Source organism: Arthrobacter sp. UYCu512 (assembly GCF_040547075.1).
Taxonomy (GTDB): domain Bacteria; phylum Actinomycetota; class Actinomycetes; order Actinomycetales; family Micrococcaceae; genus Arthrobacter.
The window spans coordinates 1-15,295 of the sequence record NZ_JBEPPA010000019.1; the positions used below are offsets into that span (position 1 = coordinate 1).

Genomic DNA, 15,295 nt, shown 5'->3' on the forward strand with positions numbered 1-15,295 from the left:
GAATCCAGCGGGTCCGGCTTGGTCTGTCAGGAGTACTTCGGGAACACCCCCCACCCCGGATGGGTCACCCGGGAACCGTCACCAACCCGTTACCTATCTCGGGGACAAAAACAGTGAATTGACCCATCTGCCAGGAGTTCTGAACGATGCGGTTCCTGCCCTGGCCGGCAGGTCCTTGGCGGTCAGGGCGGGAGCGGCGGGTGATTTACCTGACGCTTCAAGTACACCCTGGGCGAAGATGGGCTGGCCTACAAGTAAATTTCAGTACAGCGCCCACTTTGTAGCCACCCCCGGCTGGGACCAGCTGCGCAGCTACACCTCATCAGCAGTCGAGCCGGAAGACTTCGACGATTTCTGGAACCGAACCATTGCCGACGCCCGGGAGTTCCCGCTCGACGCCGAATTCACCCCGGTGGGGAACCTGCTGAGTGTCATTGACAGTTTCGATGTCACGTTCGCGGGCTATGGCGGGGATCGGATCAAAGGCTGGCTGCATCTGCCGGCCAACCGCGGCGCCGGACAGGAGCTGCCCGTGGTGGTGCAGTATGTCGGCTATTCGGGTGGGCGCGGCCTGGTCCAGCAGGACACAAAATGGGCGCAGGCAGGCTACGCGCACTTCATTATGGACACCCGCAGCCAGGGGTACGGCGGCACCCTTGGTGCGACAGCAGATCCGCATCCCTCCGCCGGGAAGGTGTCCTACGCCGGGCTGATGACGCGTGGCATTTCAGCCAAGGAAGACTACTACTACCGCCGCGTTTTCGTTGACGCCTTCACGGCATTCTGTGCACCATGGCCGACGTCCCGTTCCTGCAGGATTTTCCCCGCGCCATCGACATCGCCCCGCGCGGCCCGTACCCGGAAATTGCGAATTTCCTGGCCCGCCATCGTGACCATTACGAGCCGGCACTCGGGGTCCTGGGTTACTTCGACGGTGTACACCTGGGCCGGCGCGCCACGGCGCCTGCCCTGTTCTCCGTTGCGCTAATGGACCATACCTGCCCGCCATCCACCGTCTTCGCCGCATACAACGCTTATGGCACCGGGCCGGCGGACGCCCCGCAGGCCCGGTGCCATAAGTCGATCGAGGTCTACCGGTTCAACAACCACGAGGGAGGCCAGGAACACCACTGGGTTGCCCAGTTCCACTACCTGGCGGAGCTGCTGGCCGGGTAGCCCACGCTCGGAACCACTGCTGCGTGCGCTTCAGATCCAATGTTCCGCCCGCCGTGCGTTGCGGAACGAGCGGAGTATCTAGTGTTCCGCGAAGATGCCTTCGGCAACGTCCAGCCCTGCCTCCATCTCGCTGCTGTCCTCGTGAGAGACCGGGCCGACCATCGTGGCGGTGCCCTGTGTGCCAATAATCGCCTTGGCGGAGAGCGCCCGCGATACGTTGACCTCAAGCGGGTCCGGATTGATGAGGGCCTTGCTGTGCAGACGAAAGATCGAATTGTTGAACCGGATCTGCACGTTCCCCAGTCCCGGTGCCGGTACCATCAGGTCGGCGTCGCCGGCGAACGAACGAACGCCGATAACGGGGCCAGGAATGCGTACCGGGTCCGGCGTCGGAAAGACGAACACGCCAAAAGGCGTACAGGTGCCCGTCCCGGGTTTGCCCCCGCCGGGTACCACCTTGGCCAGGAGCTTTCCGATCATATCCAGCAACGGTTTGGGTAGGCGCTTTTTGACCCCTGCGGGGATGATTTTGTCCACCGGAACCTGCAGCATAAATCCGAGTCCCGTATAGCTGTATGCCTGTACCTGGCGGGTCTGGATATCACGTATCCGGTACGCTGCGGTGGTTCGAGCGACACCGAGCATACCCGCCGTTCCGGGTATCGGCAGGGACTGGACCTGGTTCTTCAGCGAGGTGAAACAGATCTCGAAACGATCCGACGATGGCCGCACGGGCGGGGGCCTGAGCCCCGGCGGGTGAACTGATACCTGCACAAGGCGCCTGCGCGGGTCCTCGACGTTGGGGACCGCGTCTTGGAAACCCAACCCGCGCTGGTCCCCCATGGTCACTCGTCCCGGCGGAATGCCGGCCGCGGCCAGCAGACATTCCAGGCAACGCGCCACCGTCGTCATCCGCCAAAACGAAAGACTCAGGTTGTGATCAACGTTGCCCGTTCTCGAGGCAAAACCATCGACGCTGATTTTCCACCCGGCGTCGGAGAAGCGGCCCGAGCGAACATCGGCGGCGATCTTTGCCACCAGGATTTGCAGAGCCTGAAGGTGCCGGGCGCGCAAGGCATAGTCATTGACCTTGTAGTCCCAGAGTTGAACTCCGTAGACGCGCGGGTCCTGGGTGGTCCGGGGTTCTGCCACCCCCTCCTTCGTTGATGCACCGCCGAGCCGAAACTTGGGTTCGTTGCCCCGCAGCGCGCCACATACCGGAGCCCGGGGTGAGGGCGCCTCCAATAAAGCGAAGGGTGCAGCCTCCAGTGCGAAAGGACCCGCTTCGTCAAAGGACTCCGATGCCTCCACCGATTCGGCTCCCTCCACTGCCTCCATCGCCGGCAGCGACTGCATTTCTTCAACTTCAGCGCCCTCGTCCGCGTAAAGCGCCTCGTCCAGATACGCTGATTCATCCGTGAACGCGGCTTCGTCCCTCTCCCCGACCGTTGTCCATTCGGCCGCGGGCGCTTCCGGGAGGATGCTGCCCGCCGCCAGCTTCACAACGTCCGGTACATCAGCGGACGGATCCACCAGGAATCTCCAGCCGAAATGGCGGGGAATGTTGCCATGGCTGACCCTGGTGCCTTCGACCCGGAAGCTGGGCGAGGCGGTATTCCGAAGGGCTGCGTGCACGGCCTCGCTGTGTCGGGCCGTTTGCTCCCCTGGCCGGTAGATGACACGGAGGGCGCCCGTTCCGGCCGCCATTCGGCGCTGGGCCCAGCCGATCAACCGTGCCGGGTCGGTGTAGAGGGCATCGAACGTGTAAATCTCGTGCGGGTTGTTGTGGTCAAGGATTGACATCAGCGCCGCCCCGCCGCCGGAATGCGCCGTAAGGATCAGCCTGTCCACCGCCACCGTGGCGCCCGTGCTCGCGGTGAATCTCTCAAGGGCGGCCGCTACAAGGGCTTGGAGCCCACCCGCTTGGGTCAGCGCCGGAAAGGTATAGCGCTGGTTGTTGTGCCCGGCCTTGGTCCGGGGGGCGTGGTTGCCGCGCGGCAACACCAAGAGCGTCGGTCGGGTCCGGGCAGGTCCGCCCGGCTGCTCCGGGTTTGCGATGTCCAGCCCGCTGAACGGCTCCTTCTCCGTCGCGATGTTCAGGGCATATCCGCTGGGCGTGTGCCCATGCAGGTGCACTACCACGTCGACGACGGACGGGCGGGTCATGGCATTCCACTTCAGCACAAGATCGGGATGCGTGCCCGCGTGTGATGCCAGTAGGGGCAACTCATTAACGACCAGCCTGCCGGCCGCCACATCTGATGCGGTTCCCGGATGGACTGGCGGTAGTGGCCGCGGCGGTGCGGATTTCCGGTGCCGCCTGTAGCTTTCGATTTCCGCGAGCGCCTTGCGGTTCTTGTCGCCGCTGAAGTAAGTCCATTTGGCCCAGGAGCCGCGCACGTCAACGTGCGCGAAGTTCCCGCCGATGCCGACGCCGATTCCTTCACCGCAGGCGTCGAGCGCCAGCTTCGCGATCTGCATTCCGTTCAGGCCGGCGATCTTGATGTCCGCCGCTTGGCCGCTGCAGTGGCGGCTGAGCGTTGGGCTCTTCCCAGCTCTGCGGTAGACCGCAACGTTCCGGGCCCAGGAACGGTATCCCGATGTGATCTTAACTGGCCGGGCCGCCCGGTCACGGATGGCCTGGAGCGCTGTCACAAGCTCCGCGGAAATCCTCGCCCGGTCATCGGCCCGGCCCCCGCTGGAGGCGAGTTCGCCCACGGTGAAGTTCCTGGAGAGCTTTTCCTTCCGGACGCCGGCGCCGGTCGCGTAAATGGGGACTCCGGTGTTGTGCGGGTCCCAATGCTCTTCCCCCTTCCCTTGATTGCCGGGGCTCGGGATCAGTACAAGTCCGGTTTCGAATCCCTCATGATGCTGGCCTGTCAGCAGCGGCTCTGCTGCGAGCATTGAGGCAAGTTCGGATTCCTCAACCTCGCCGTTTTCCTGCGCCTGACCGCCCAGTTCCCCGGCGCCGTCGGCGAATTGATCAGCGGCCTCGTCCGTTGACTCGTCGGCGAATTGATCAGCGGCCTCGTCCGTTGACTCGTCGGCGAATTGATCAGCGGCCTCGTCCGTTGACTCGTCGGCGAATTCATCAGCGGCCTCGTCCGTTGCCTCGTCGGCGGTTTCGTCCCAGCCAAGCTCATTCCAGGCCGCTTCGCCGGTACTCTCGTTCCATTCTGTCTGGCCGGCATATTCGTCGGCATATTCGTCGGTTGTCTCATCCCATGACGTTTCGCTGCCCCCGTCTGGGAGGGAGAACACGCTTGGAGTGGGCCATGACTCGGTGCCAACGTCCGGGACCAGATGCGCCGGGGGCGCAAATATGCTGGACATTTCAAGCTTTTCCATGGTCGTTCTTTCGCTCAGAGCCGGGGCCCGGCTGGGGCCCGGTTTCCATTACTAGACGGGACCGTCACTGGAACGGAAGCCCCGGGGCCCGGGAGCCTGGTGGGCTGCGCTGAACGCAGGTCAAGTTGGGGGCGGCGGGTGGTGATCGCCAGGTCCTTGACCCGCTCGCCGGTGCCCGATTGCCAGAGGTCGATGATGCGGTTCATGGTTTCGGCAATCTTCGGGTTGGCCACGCCGTCCTTCTTGTAGAGCAGTGTCGCCTTGTCCGTGGCGTTGAACATGCCCAATTCGATGAGCCACATCAGGGTGGACACGAGGTCTGCGAGTTCGAACAGCTCACGCGCCTGCCTCGAGGGGGCGATCCCCACCACTTTGCCGATGGCCGACAGCCGGTCGGCTGCATTCCCCAGCCCACCGGCATTGGCATGCAGGTCCACGACCAGTGACGTATCGTATTCAACGGTCAGGTGGAACCAGCTGAGCATTGTGACGTAGGCAAATTCCTCCTGAGAAACCATTCCGCCGCGCCGTCGGAGCTGCAGCATTTCGCCGATGGTTTGGCAAAGGTAGCCGATATACGTGGGATCCGTGGAATTGGAGCCCGAGGAGTTTCTGTCATTTTCGATGCCCATCCAGACCTGCCTGAGCAGTTCGTTCCATAGTTCAAGGAATCTGGTGTTGCCGGCGGTGCCGATGTTGAGCTTCCAGGGCTGGCCTTCCACGGCCTTCGTTGGAGCGTGCGGCAGGTCCAGCCCAAACATTCGCCAATAGATGTTGCGCCGGTTGATGCTGGCGTCCGGCCGCAGCTGGCTGGTCATCAGCCCGCCCATTCCGAAAAGCGGTGGATCGCGGAAGAACAGCTGCTCGGTATTCCGTGCCCAAACCAGGGTATCCACACTGGGCGCCGGAAGGCTCTCACCCCATGCGTAGCGCCGCACCACTTCGCCCAGGATCTCGAAAACGCCGGTCGCTTCCACCAAGTAGGCGTAGAGCAGGTTCTCCCATACCGGCGGGGGCGTCAGCTTCTGAAATGCGGATGTTGGGTTGTAGGGCTGCAACGGAGTTGGCGAACCTGGCGCCGGGTCAATGCCGGAAAGCAGGGTATCGCGAAGCAACTGGGGCAGCGTGGTCTTGGTAACGGCGTCCGGATCCCCCAACGGCACCGGCACCGAACCTCCGCCGCCGAGGATCGCCTGCCAGGCAGGGTTGGCAATTCCGCCTTGAGACCACACTTCTTCCAGCCATCTGCTGAGCTGCAGCGGGTGGACGGCCATTACGGCGTTGGCCTTTTCTTCAAGTTTCCATGCGGGCGCTGGTGAAACTGGATCGGGGATTAGTCCGACTAATGTCCGGAACATGGCTAGTCCTTCACGGTGGCTGAGCCGCCGGGCTGGCGGCGGGAGGGAGTCTCGGATACTGGGCTGGACGGGACCGGGCGGCCGGTGACCGAGGTCTTTTGTTTGCTGCGGTTCCTGCCCTTGTCGTGGAAGTGCGGGACTCCCACGGCTAGCGGCTCGCCATGGGCATCCCAGACTTCAACGGAAGCCACCTCCGGGTCCGCGATGACAAGTTCCCAGTACTCGTTGTCGACGTCGCCTACGGAGTAGAACGACTCGAACGGCGGATGCGGGTAGCGCAGCAGGATGCTGGCCGCGCGGCTTGGCAGTGCCTCGACGAAGGTCAAGGTGTAGCGTGCGTTCCGTGCATCGCCGGGACTGATATCAGGGGATGCGAGGATCGCCTTGTCCGGAGTTTCCCCGTGCCGACCGAAGTTTCCCAGACCGTTGCGGAGGGCGCGGAACTGCAAAATGAGTTGCTGCTGCTCCGGCCGGAGCTCCTGCTGCGGGCCGCGTCCGAAGGCGCTGACCAATTGGGCTACGTTCTGCGCGAACTGCTCGGCAGATCCCTGCGGGGTGTATTGCTCGGTCATGGTGTCATCTCTCCTGCTTATGCGGCGATGGGCCGCTCGCCGCCGAGGCGGCTCAGCCACGTTCGCATTTCGGTTGGCGTGTTTTGGGACTCGAGGCCGCGGAGTACGCTCAAGGCCAATATCCGCAGCGGCTCCAACCGCTGCAGATGGTTCGAGGTGTACAGCGAGTCCCCTGACCGCTGGGCCAAGCGGTCGAGTTCGGCCGGGGACAGCCGCCGAGGGTCTGCGAGCGCAGCAAGCGGAACGCCGTGGAATGCCTGCATCGGTTGGCGCGTGCACACATCCACGATGGTCGGCAGCAGGGGCATGCTCTCGGCCATGATCTCGGCAACATCGCGGGGAGCCTGTCCCAGCGGGTACCGGGCCAGCCACCCGGCGCCCAGCACGTCCCAGGGCCCGGCTCCGTACCAGGAGCGGCAGAGCGCCACATTAAACTGGACCCGCAGCGCCGATATGGGGTGCGGATCGCCCGGGAGCATGCGATAGACGAGCTGGGCAGGGCCGTCAACAACCGTCGCCAGCGCTGGTACCGGCGCGTAGCCCAGCAAGGCAAAGGCGTACACGTCGCCGGCCACCTCCGCAGCCCAGGCCCGCCATACTTCGGCCACCAGTGTGTTGTGCGGTGCCAAGGCCTTGTAGAGTGCTGTGCCCAGTTCCGTCGTCCACCCTGTCAGGTGTGCCACCTGGTGACCGGTCTCGTGGACCAGGGAAGTCGGCTGCCAGAGGTTGTGCCTGGTGATCTTGATGGCAGCGGCCGGCGACAGGGAGGAATCCCACAGCCGCGCCCCGGCACGCAGGATGGAGGCGCCCAAGCCCTTGTCCAGATAGCAAAGCGCCGGCGGAGTGTCGATGTTCAACGGCCGGAGAACCTGGTCCATGCTGTAAACGGCAAGCGCGTCAAGGCCCCGCAGCACCGATGCCACGACCGGATTTGTCCGGGTGTTGACTGCGTCGCCGTAGAAATCGATGACAGCTTCGGCCCGGCTATAGCGCCGCCGCAGGATCAGCAACTCCGACCTAACGGCGGCGAGTTCGCCAACGGTCTCGGCGGCCTTGAGCGAAAAGAGGGCACGATCAGCGTGGGCGGTGAGGCGAACAACGACGGAGGTCAGGCTCCGGCGGAGGTTCAGGCCAAGGTAAGACTCGAGCTCCTTCCACGCCGCCGGTGACGCCGAAACCTCCAGGTCGCCCAAATCGACGCACGCTCGGCGCCAGTGCCGGATTTCGACACCGAGGGCCGCCCTCGCGGCGGTGGTACTGGAATCAGACATGGTGCCATCCCGGCTTCGCCGAAACGGTTGGCGGCCGCAGGGCGGCTGTCGGATGTCCGGTAACCGATGTGAAGGTCACGGTGAGGGTGACGCCGGAGGCCGGGTCCGCGACGGCGGCGCCCAGCTGCGCGCCCCGCTGGACCAGGTATTTGGAGATTGCGGTACCCGTTGACGCTGCCATGGCTGCGGCGATCCGGTTCGCTGCAGCAGGATCGCTCACCAGGGAGGAGCGCAGCAGCCGTCGGCTGATTTTCGTTGTCAGGTGTGGAAGGTAGATGGCACGAAGTTCCGAGAGTACGGCAGGCAGATCCCGCTGCCCCGAGGGGGCTGAGCGTTGGATGGATGCCAGCAGCGCCCGGGCCCGGCGCTCCGAGAGCCTGATCGCTATCCGCAGTTGCCTGCCGGCCGGATCCCAGTCAATGACGAGCAGTCGTCTGGGCCGGGCGCTCTTGCGTGCCGGCAGCTGCCCGGCGCGGATCCGGAAGTAGCGCTGTCCCGGCACCGGCTGCTGTGCCAGGGGGAATCGATGCAGCGCCAGCGGCGCGCGTCCAAGCCCGGGTTCCCGCAACAGCAGGCCCGCGGCTTCCGCTGTCAGGGGCTGGAATTCGTTGTCGACCGGGTGCTCGCCGGCAGGCAACCCTTCGTCTCGAGTGAAGTGACCCGGTATCGTGCCCGGCAGCGTCTCGTAAAGGTCGATCTCCGCCTGTACGGGCCAACGGTCAACGCCCCGGTCCAACAGGTACGTTTCCATCGTCCCGCCGTCGGACCATCTTAATGCCCGGGCCTGCTGCCGGCTGATCGGGACGGCGAAGACCTGCGAGTATTTGCGGAACCGGTACCGCGGCCGCAGCGAGCGCGGCATCAGGATCCAGTAGCCCTCTGCGCCGGCAGATTCACGTTCGGGCAGATCTGCCCGCAGGAGCCGGTCGGGCAGGTAGGCCGCGGCGGCCCGCGAAAACGCACGCTGGACCGCGGCGCTGACCTGGAGGGGGTCCTCGAGCGCTTCATCGGTGATCTCGTCGAGAACTTCCATCGCCGTCGCTTCTACCGTGGAGGCCAGGGCCTCCCCGGACAGGGTCTGTTCCTGCTGCGGGCTTGTCTCCAGGCCCAGGGCGGTGAATCCGACGTCGACCCCGGCCTTGGCGATGAGCCGTGCCGCCTCCGGTCCCACCATCCCCTTGATCAGATTCGCCAGCGGAGTGGCAATCAGGTTGATGAGCTTCCCCCGGGCGCCGGTGAGTTTCAGTCCCAGCTTGAGCAGCGGCCGGATGGCAAGGACAACCGGCAGGAACTGTTCAATTTCGGCCGTTGGCGGCTCGGTTCCGGTGTGCTCGCTCAGCGCGCTGGCCAACCGGGCGCGCGCATCATCCAGCCCGGCAGCCTCATCGAACTCGGGCTCGATGTATTCGGATTCGTCGAATTCCCCGGATTCTTCACCGGCGGATTCGACCGGGTACAGCAGGTTTACAAGTTCGGTGTCAAAATTCTGTGCCAGCGCTCCGGCGGACCCCGCAATTTCCTCGGTTTCGGTCGCCGGGAACTCCCCTGCCTCGTCAAGACCAAGCTTGGTCATCAGGATCTTCACGGCCGGCCGCACATAGGAGGGCAGCAAGCGGGTCAGCGGGGCTGCCAGCTTCTTAACCACGCCCTTGAGCAGGGCCAAGCCGATTCCTTTGAGCCTGTTGAGGATAGGTCCGATCAGGTGCTTGCCGATGGTCTGGATGCCGCTTTTGATCGTCTGCAGCCCGCTCTTCGCCAGGTCGATAACGCCCTTCACCGGGTTCTTGATGAAGTTCCCTGCCTGGCGGACCCTCTCCTTGATGAAGGACTTCGCCTTTCGCAGCAGCTTTCCCAGAAAGTTGTCGAAGACCTCCGATCCGAGGGTGGGCGCCGGCTCCAGGGAGTCCAGGAGCTCGTCCAGTTCCTGCTCGCTCAGTCTGGTCAAATCGGTATTTTCCAGGCCCCCGCCGATCCTGTTGATCGAGTTTTCCCATTCATTTGTCAGCGGATCGATCCACTCATCGAGTGCCTCGCGGGTTCCGGCATCCGTCGGCGCCGCAGACCATTCTTGGGCATCGGCCAGCACACGCGAGGCTCCCTCGTTGAGCAGCTGTTCGAGGGCGTCCTCAAATTCCTCGTCATGGAGGGTTTCGAGGAAATCGCGTGCTTCAGCCGTTTCCCGCTCGACGTCGGCTTCGCTGTCAGCCTCGGCGCCAAAGGGGGAATCCGTGTAATAGATCGCTTCGAACAAGGCGTCACCGGACTCCTCGGAAGGAGCTTCGGCCCCCGGGGCTGCCTGGTCGGTGAAATGCGAAAGCCCCGCAAACGGGGAGGTATAGCTCCCGGCTTCTCCGGAAGAAGCCGAATAGGAATCGACGCTCATTTTCCCACCTCCATTATTCCTCTTGATCCCATGATCGGGTCCGGTGTCTTCCGGGCCGTCAATCCTGCGTATCTTCCGGCGTCAGCCGCCGCCCCGCGGCGGGACCGCCGCGCTCCGGGGACCGGGACCGCCGAGTTCCTCCAGCAGTCGCTCGACCAGCACACACACCTCGTCGACGCTGGCGAAGACCCATTGCCGCGCCGGGTCGGCGGGGTTCCCGCCGGTCAGGATGCGGACGATCAGCTGGCCCCCGTCCCGCCTGGCCCGGATAACAATGATCTGGTAGTCGGTATATTCCACTTCTGCAGCTTCCCGCCCGGCCATCGTTTGCAGCGTCAACGTTCCGTCCGCGTTGACATAGTGTTGACACCGGGTGGACGTCGGAGTCTGATGATCAAAGTGATCCATTCACGGCCGCGTATCCGGGGAGGGCCCTGATGCACCCATCACATCGTCCCGTCGTGGCACACTCTGACGGGCGGGTCAGCCTTTCGCTACTCGGAGGGTTCTCCTTGCGCATCGCCAACGCCCCGGTGTCGTTGCCCCTGCACGCCCGCCGCGTTATCGCCTACCTTTCGCTGGACAAGCTCGGGGCACACGACTGCGACCGGACGGTGCTGGCCGAACGGCTGTGGTCCGACTCAACGTCCGAACGTTGCCGCGGAAGCCTCCGGACGGCACTCTGGCGGATCCGCAGCGCCGATTCGCGCCTGATCGATGGGGATTCGGACCGGGTGTGGCTAGCCGACGACGTCGAGGTGGATGTGCACCGCCTGCGCCGACAGGCAGAACGGGTACTGACCGATGTGCGCGGTGAACCCGAACATTCGCAGTTTCTGGCACATGCGGAGGAACTTCTTCCGGGCTGGGACGAGGACTGGCTGTTGCTGGCCCGCGAGCAGTTGCGTCAGATGCGCCTGCACGCGTCCGAGGTAACCGCGCGCAGGCTTCGTGAACGGGAACGCTACATCGAAGCCATCGACGTCTTGCTGGCGGTAGTTGCCGAGGAGCCGCTGCGTGAGTCCGCGCAGCGGCTCCTGATCGATGCTCATCTGGGCGAAGGCAACGTATTCGAGGCCAGGCGGCAGCTCAACGGATATGCCCGCCTGCTGTGGACCGAACTGGGGTTGCGCCCCTCGCCGGAGTTATTCAGGAAGGTCGGCTTGGTCATGCCGGTGCAGGGAACTGCGACGCACTAGTTGCCTGCGCCGGGGGCAACAGCGCCGATACCCTGGTCCGGGGCGAGGGGTCGCAGCCGCGGGCATGCACCGAGGCCACCAGCATCGTCCCGGTCCAGGACCTCTGAATGAGGGCTTCCGATGCCGTCGTCCAGACTTCTCGTTCTTCCCCTGGTTGGAGATCGAAGCCTCCAGTAGCGGCGATGTTCCGGCAGGCCCCCGCCGCCCGCTCCGCGCCAGTAGCGGCACCGGCCAGCGAAAACACCACCATAAAGTGCCTGCACGGACCGCCCCCGGAGTCGTTGCTCACACTGACCCGGATCCGGTCCCCTGCACCCCGGGCCGCCAACCCATGGAGCCGAAGCTTCGGAGCCGGCGACGGGTCGGGAAGCCCGTAAACAAACCGGTGGAAAGCATCGACCACAGACGGCTCACCGCCCGCAACCAGGATGTCGGCCTCCAGCCCGATCGTGGAAAGCGGAGCGCTGCAATGCCGGGCGTATACGGCCCGCATGCAGGCGCGCAGGCGTTCCACCCCCAGCGCGTCGGCCAGCCCGCGGAAGAATCGGCTACCGTCCGGATAGGCATTGACCGCGGTCCGACGGTCAAAGGGACGCCGGGAACACAGTTCCACCGGGGCTTCATTGAAGTCGAAAGCCTCCAATTGGCCGGCGCCGTGCTCATGGTAGGAGGTGAAGGCCTCGTCCCACCAGCCGTCGGCCTGCGAGGCCGGCATGACCCCGCGGGAAAACCAGGAATGGAAAACCTCGTGGGCCAGCGCCCGCCGGGATGTGGTGGCCCCATGGTGGTATTCCATCCCACCGCGGTTGCCGTTGAAGAAGCAGACGAACCGGTTCCCCGGGAACCTGCCGTAGTCCGCCTCGTTCTGCGCCAGCAGACTCTCGATCCTGCCCAGCTCATGGCCGAGGTCCTCCGGTCCGGCGGAGCATTTCCAGGCCTCGACAGTGACGGCGGTGCCCGAGACCGGTAATACCACCGTCGACTTCTGGCCTTCGACGGTGGCCGCCGGGCGGAGCTCCACAAGGTGCGAAAGGGTGGTGAACGACGCCGGGAATGCAACGGACCAGCGTCCCGGGCCGCCAACGGCAACGTCCCCGTTGCTGATGAGCACGTGCGCCACCTCCGTCCCTGTCAGGGTGATGTTGAGGGTGACGGGGAACTGGTCGAACGGAAGGTTGGAGGGGAACCAGGCTTCCAGGTAGCGGCCCGCGAAGAGGTCCGACATGCCCAGCGTCCAACGCAGCGCGGGACCGTCGGACCACTCCAGCACCGGCGGCGAGGCCCCGCCCAGCTCAGCGTGCGGCAACCCCAACCGGTAGCGGAACCGAAGGCTGTGGACGGACCCGCGGTCCTGGAACCGGCGCAGGACCCGGACGGAGCCGGCCGGTCCAGCACCGACGTCGCACCCGCCGATCATTTCCGGATCGAGCGGCACCCCGTCCAGCCAGCAGCTGTCCACACTCTGACGTAAATCGAAAAACGGGTTGCCCCCGGTGGGACCCACCCGATAATCCATCGTCGCCGCGGCCACCGACGTGCCCCGGACTGCATCAAAGGACACCTCGGCCCGAAGCTCCAGGACGTGCACCGGGACCACCATTAAGCTGCCGGCCAGGGTAGCCGGCGGGGCATTGGAAAAGTCCGCGGCCCCAGGGCCCGTGCCACTCACACCTCAGGAATAGCACGGCCGGGAGGCGCTGTCACGGGAAATAGCGCCGCACACCGCCGGACGGTGCAAACCAACGCTCGCGGCGCACTATGGGCACCGCGGCTGCGGGCGGGTGTTAAGGATCCGTCAAGACTTCTGCGGGTCCGGCAGCGGCGACTGAGCCCGGTGTTAGGGTCGGCAGTGACACACGATGCCGGGCATCGCGCGGAGAGGCACGGATGACCACAATGAGCAGGCCGCCTGCGGACCCCTCGGCGGCGCGGCCGGGTGCCCGTGAAAACTTAAGGAGTTGGCTCCTGTTCGGCCTACAGGACGCAAAGGGCACCCACCAAGGGCCCGGTGCCGTGGGTGAATCGCATCTGAAGAAGCATCCATGGTGGCAGGTGATGTGCCTGACCGGCGTCGACTACTTCTCAACCCTGGGCTACCAGCCGGCCATCGCAGCGCTCGCCGCCGGTGTGATCTCGCCGCTGGCGACGATGGTACTGGTGGCTGTCACACTGTTGGGCGCCCTTCCCGTCTACCGCCGGGTTGCCGGGGAGAGCCACCGCGGCGAGGGTTCCATCGCCATGCTGGAGCGGCTGCTGCCCCGTTGGGGCGGCAAGCTTTTTGTGCTCGTTCTGCTGGGGTTCGCCGCTACGGACTTTATGATCACCATGACGTTGTCTGCGGCCGACGCCACAGCCCATGCGATCCAGAACCCGTTCGTTCCGGGCTGGTTGCAAGGCCAAAACGTGCCGGTGACTCTTTTCCTGCTGGCCATGCTCGGCGCGGTCTTCCTCCGCGGGTTTAAGGAGGCCATGGGCGTCGCGGTCGTCCTGGTCGGCATTTACCTCAGCCTCAACGTCGTGGTGGTCATCACCACAGTCCTTGAAGTGCTGGCCCACCCCGTTGCCGTCGGGGACTGGTGGACCGCCCTGACAACCTCCCATGGCAACCCGTTTATGGTGGTCGGCATCGCCCTGCTGGTCTTCCCCAAACTCGCACTGGGCCTGTCCGGCTTCGAGACCGGAGTGGCCGTGATGCCGCAAATCCAGGGAAAGCCGGGTGACACCGAGGAGAATCCGGCCGGCAGGATCGAAGGTGCCCGGCGGCTGCTGACAACCGCCGCCGTCATTATGAGCAGCTTCCTGATCACCACCAGCTTCACGACTGTGATCCTGATCCCGGAGCAGGAGTTCCAACCGGGCGGCCAGGCCAACGGCCGCGCCCTGGCTTTCCTGGCCCACGAATACCTGGGGGCAGGGTTCGGCACTGTCTACGACGTGAGCACGATCGCCATTCTCTGGTTCGCCGGCGCGTCCGCGATGGCCGGGCTGCTCAACCTCGTCCCGCGGTACCTTCCCCGCTACGGGATGGCCCCGGGGTGGGCGCGTGCCGTGCGTCCGTTGGTCCTGGTGTTCACATTGGTCGGATTCCTGATCACATGGCTGTTTAATGCCGACGTCGACGCGCAGGGCGGTGCCTACGCCACCGGCGTCCTGGTGCTGATGACCTCGGCAGCGGTTGCCGTGGCGCTCTCAGCCCGGCGCGCGAGGCAACGCAAGCGGACTCTGGGTTTTGGCGTTATAGCAGCGGTGTTCATCTACACAACGGTGGCCAACATCATTGAGCGCCCCGAAGGCATCCGGATTGCAGCGATCTTTATTGTGGGCATCATCGTGATCTCGTTGCTCTCACGCGTCCGGAGGGCCTTCGAACTTCACGCCACCCAGGTCCATCTGGACCGGCAGGCACTGGAATTTATGTCTGACGATTTGGACGGGCCCATTGCCATCATCGCGCACGAGCCGCTGCGCCTGAGCGCCACGGCCTACCGGGACAAGCTGACATCGGCGATCCAGGTCAGCCATCTGCCGGTGGACTACCAGGCGTTGTTCCTGGAAGTGGTCGTCGACGATTCCTCTGACTTTGAAACGGCATTGGAGGTGCGAGGGGTGACCCGGCACGGGTACAGGGTCCTGGAAGTCCACGGACCCGTTGTGCCGAACACCATCGCCTCAGTGTTGCTCCACATCCGGGACGTGACCGGGTTGATGCCGCATATCTACTTCCGCTGGACCGAGGGAAACCCGGTCACCAACCTGCTGCGCTTCCTCGCGTTCGGTGAGGGCGAGATCGCCCCGGTGACCCGTGAGGTGCTCCGGGAGGCCGAACCCGATGTCACCAAACGGCCCTGGGTCCACGTCGGCTGATGGCCGGACGCCTGACGTCGTGCGCAGCACTTAAAGCAGCACGGACCCGAATCCTCCGTGCGCGTTAAGACAGCGTCAAGATTCATCCTCCGGGCGTTAAGAAACCATCAGGAACCGGATATTC

The 15,295-nt window shown here is 64.6% G+C and carries 9 protein-coding genes and 1 pseudogene; 3 read left to right on the plus strand and 7 right to left on the minus strand.

Annotation, left to right across the window (positions count from 1 at the left end; genetic code table 11):
- The first annotated feature begins 238 nt into the window (after positions 1 to 238).
- Positions 239 to 1,176 (plus strand): annotated as a pseudogene (locus ABIB49_RS16655) (acetylxylan esterase).
- A gap of 78 nt (positions 1,177 to 1,254) precedes the next feature.
- Here ABIB49_RS16655 and ABIB49_RS16660 read toward each other — a convergent pair.
- The 6 genes from ABIB49_RS16660 to ABIB49_RS16685 all read right to left on the minus strand — a co-directional run bounded on the left by ABIB49_RS16660 (position 1,255) and on the right by ABIB49_RS16685 (position 10,408).
- Positions 1,255 to 4,524: a D-Ala-D-Ala carboxypeptidase family metallohydrolase gene (locus ABIB49_RS16660; RefSeq protein WP_354157388.1), complete on the minus strand. Its 3,270-nt coding sequence runs from the start codon at positions 4,522 to 4,524 to the stop codon at positions 1,255 to 1,257.
- A 14-nt stretch (positions 4,525 to 4,538) separates the two neighbouring features.
- On the minus strand, positions 4,539 to 5,882 hold the full coding sequence (locus ABIB49_RS16665; protein ID WP_226776470.1) for a hypothetical protein: 1,344 nt from the start codon (positions 5,880 to 5,882) through the stop codon (positions 4,539 to 4,541).
- 2 nt (positions 5,883 to 5,884) lie between these two features.
- Positions 5,885 to 6,454, minus strand: coding sequence for a hypothetical protein (locus ABIB49_RS16670; RefSeq protein WP_226776471.1), 570 nt, complete (start codon positions 6,452 to 6,454; stop codon positions 5,885 to 5,887).
- Positions 6,455 to 6,471: 17 nt separating this feature from the next.
- Complete coding sequence (locus ABIB49_RS16675) at positions 6,472 to 7,725, minus strand: aldo-keto reductase family protein (protein ID WP_354157389.1); 1,254 nt, start codon at positions 7,723 to 7,725, stop codon at positions 6,472 to 6,474.
- A complete protein-coding gene (locus ABIB49_RS16680; RefSeq protein WP_226776473.1) occupies positions 7,718 to 10,108 on the minus strand; it encodes a hypothetical protein in 2,391 nt (796 codons plus the stop codon). The genes ABIB49_RS16675 and ABIB49_RS16680 overlap by 8 nt, the downstream gene beginning before the upstream one ends.
- Positions 10,109 to 10,189: 81 nt before the next feature.
- On the minus strand, positions 10,190 to 10,408 hold the full coding sequence (locus ABIB49_RS16685) for a hypothetical protein (protein WP_226776474.1): 219 nt from the start codon (positions 10,406 to 10,408) through the stop codon (positions 10,190 to 10,192).
- Positions 10,409 to 10,569: 161 nt separating this feature from the next.
- On the opposite strand from ABIB49_RS16685, the gene ABIB49_RS16690 reads away from it, so the two are divergent.
- Positions 10,570 to 11,307, plus strand: coding sequence for an AfsR/SARP family transcriptional regulator (locus ABIB49_RS16690; RefSeq protein ID WP_226776475.1), 738 nt, complete (start codon positions 10,570 to 10,572; stop codon positions 11,305 to 11,307).
- On the opposite strand, the gene ABIB49_RS16695 is transcribed toward ABIB49_RS16690, so the two are convergent.
- Positions 11,276 to 12,976: a gluzincin family metallopeptidase gene (locus ABIB49_RS16695; RefSeq protein ID WP_226776476.1), complete on the minus strand. Its 1,701-nt coding sequence runs from the start codon at positions 12,974 to 12,976 to the stop codon at positions 11,276 to 11,278. The two genes, ABIB49_RS16690 and ABIB49_RS16695, sit on opposite strands and share 32 nt — an antisense overlap.
- 218 nt (positions 12,977 to 13,194) lie before the next feature.
- Between ABIB49_RS16695 and ABIB49_RS16700 the strand changes: the two genes are divergently transcribed.
- Positions 13,195 to 15,171 carry an APC family permease gene (locus ABIB49_RS16700; protein ID WP_282360790.1) on the plus strand — a complete coding sequence of 659 codons (1,977 nt, stop codon included), beginning with the start codon at positions 13,195 to 13,197 and terminating at the stop codon, positions 15,169 to 15,171.
- Positions 15,172 to 15,295 lie beyond the last annotated feature (124 nt).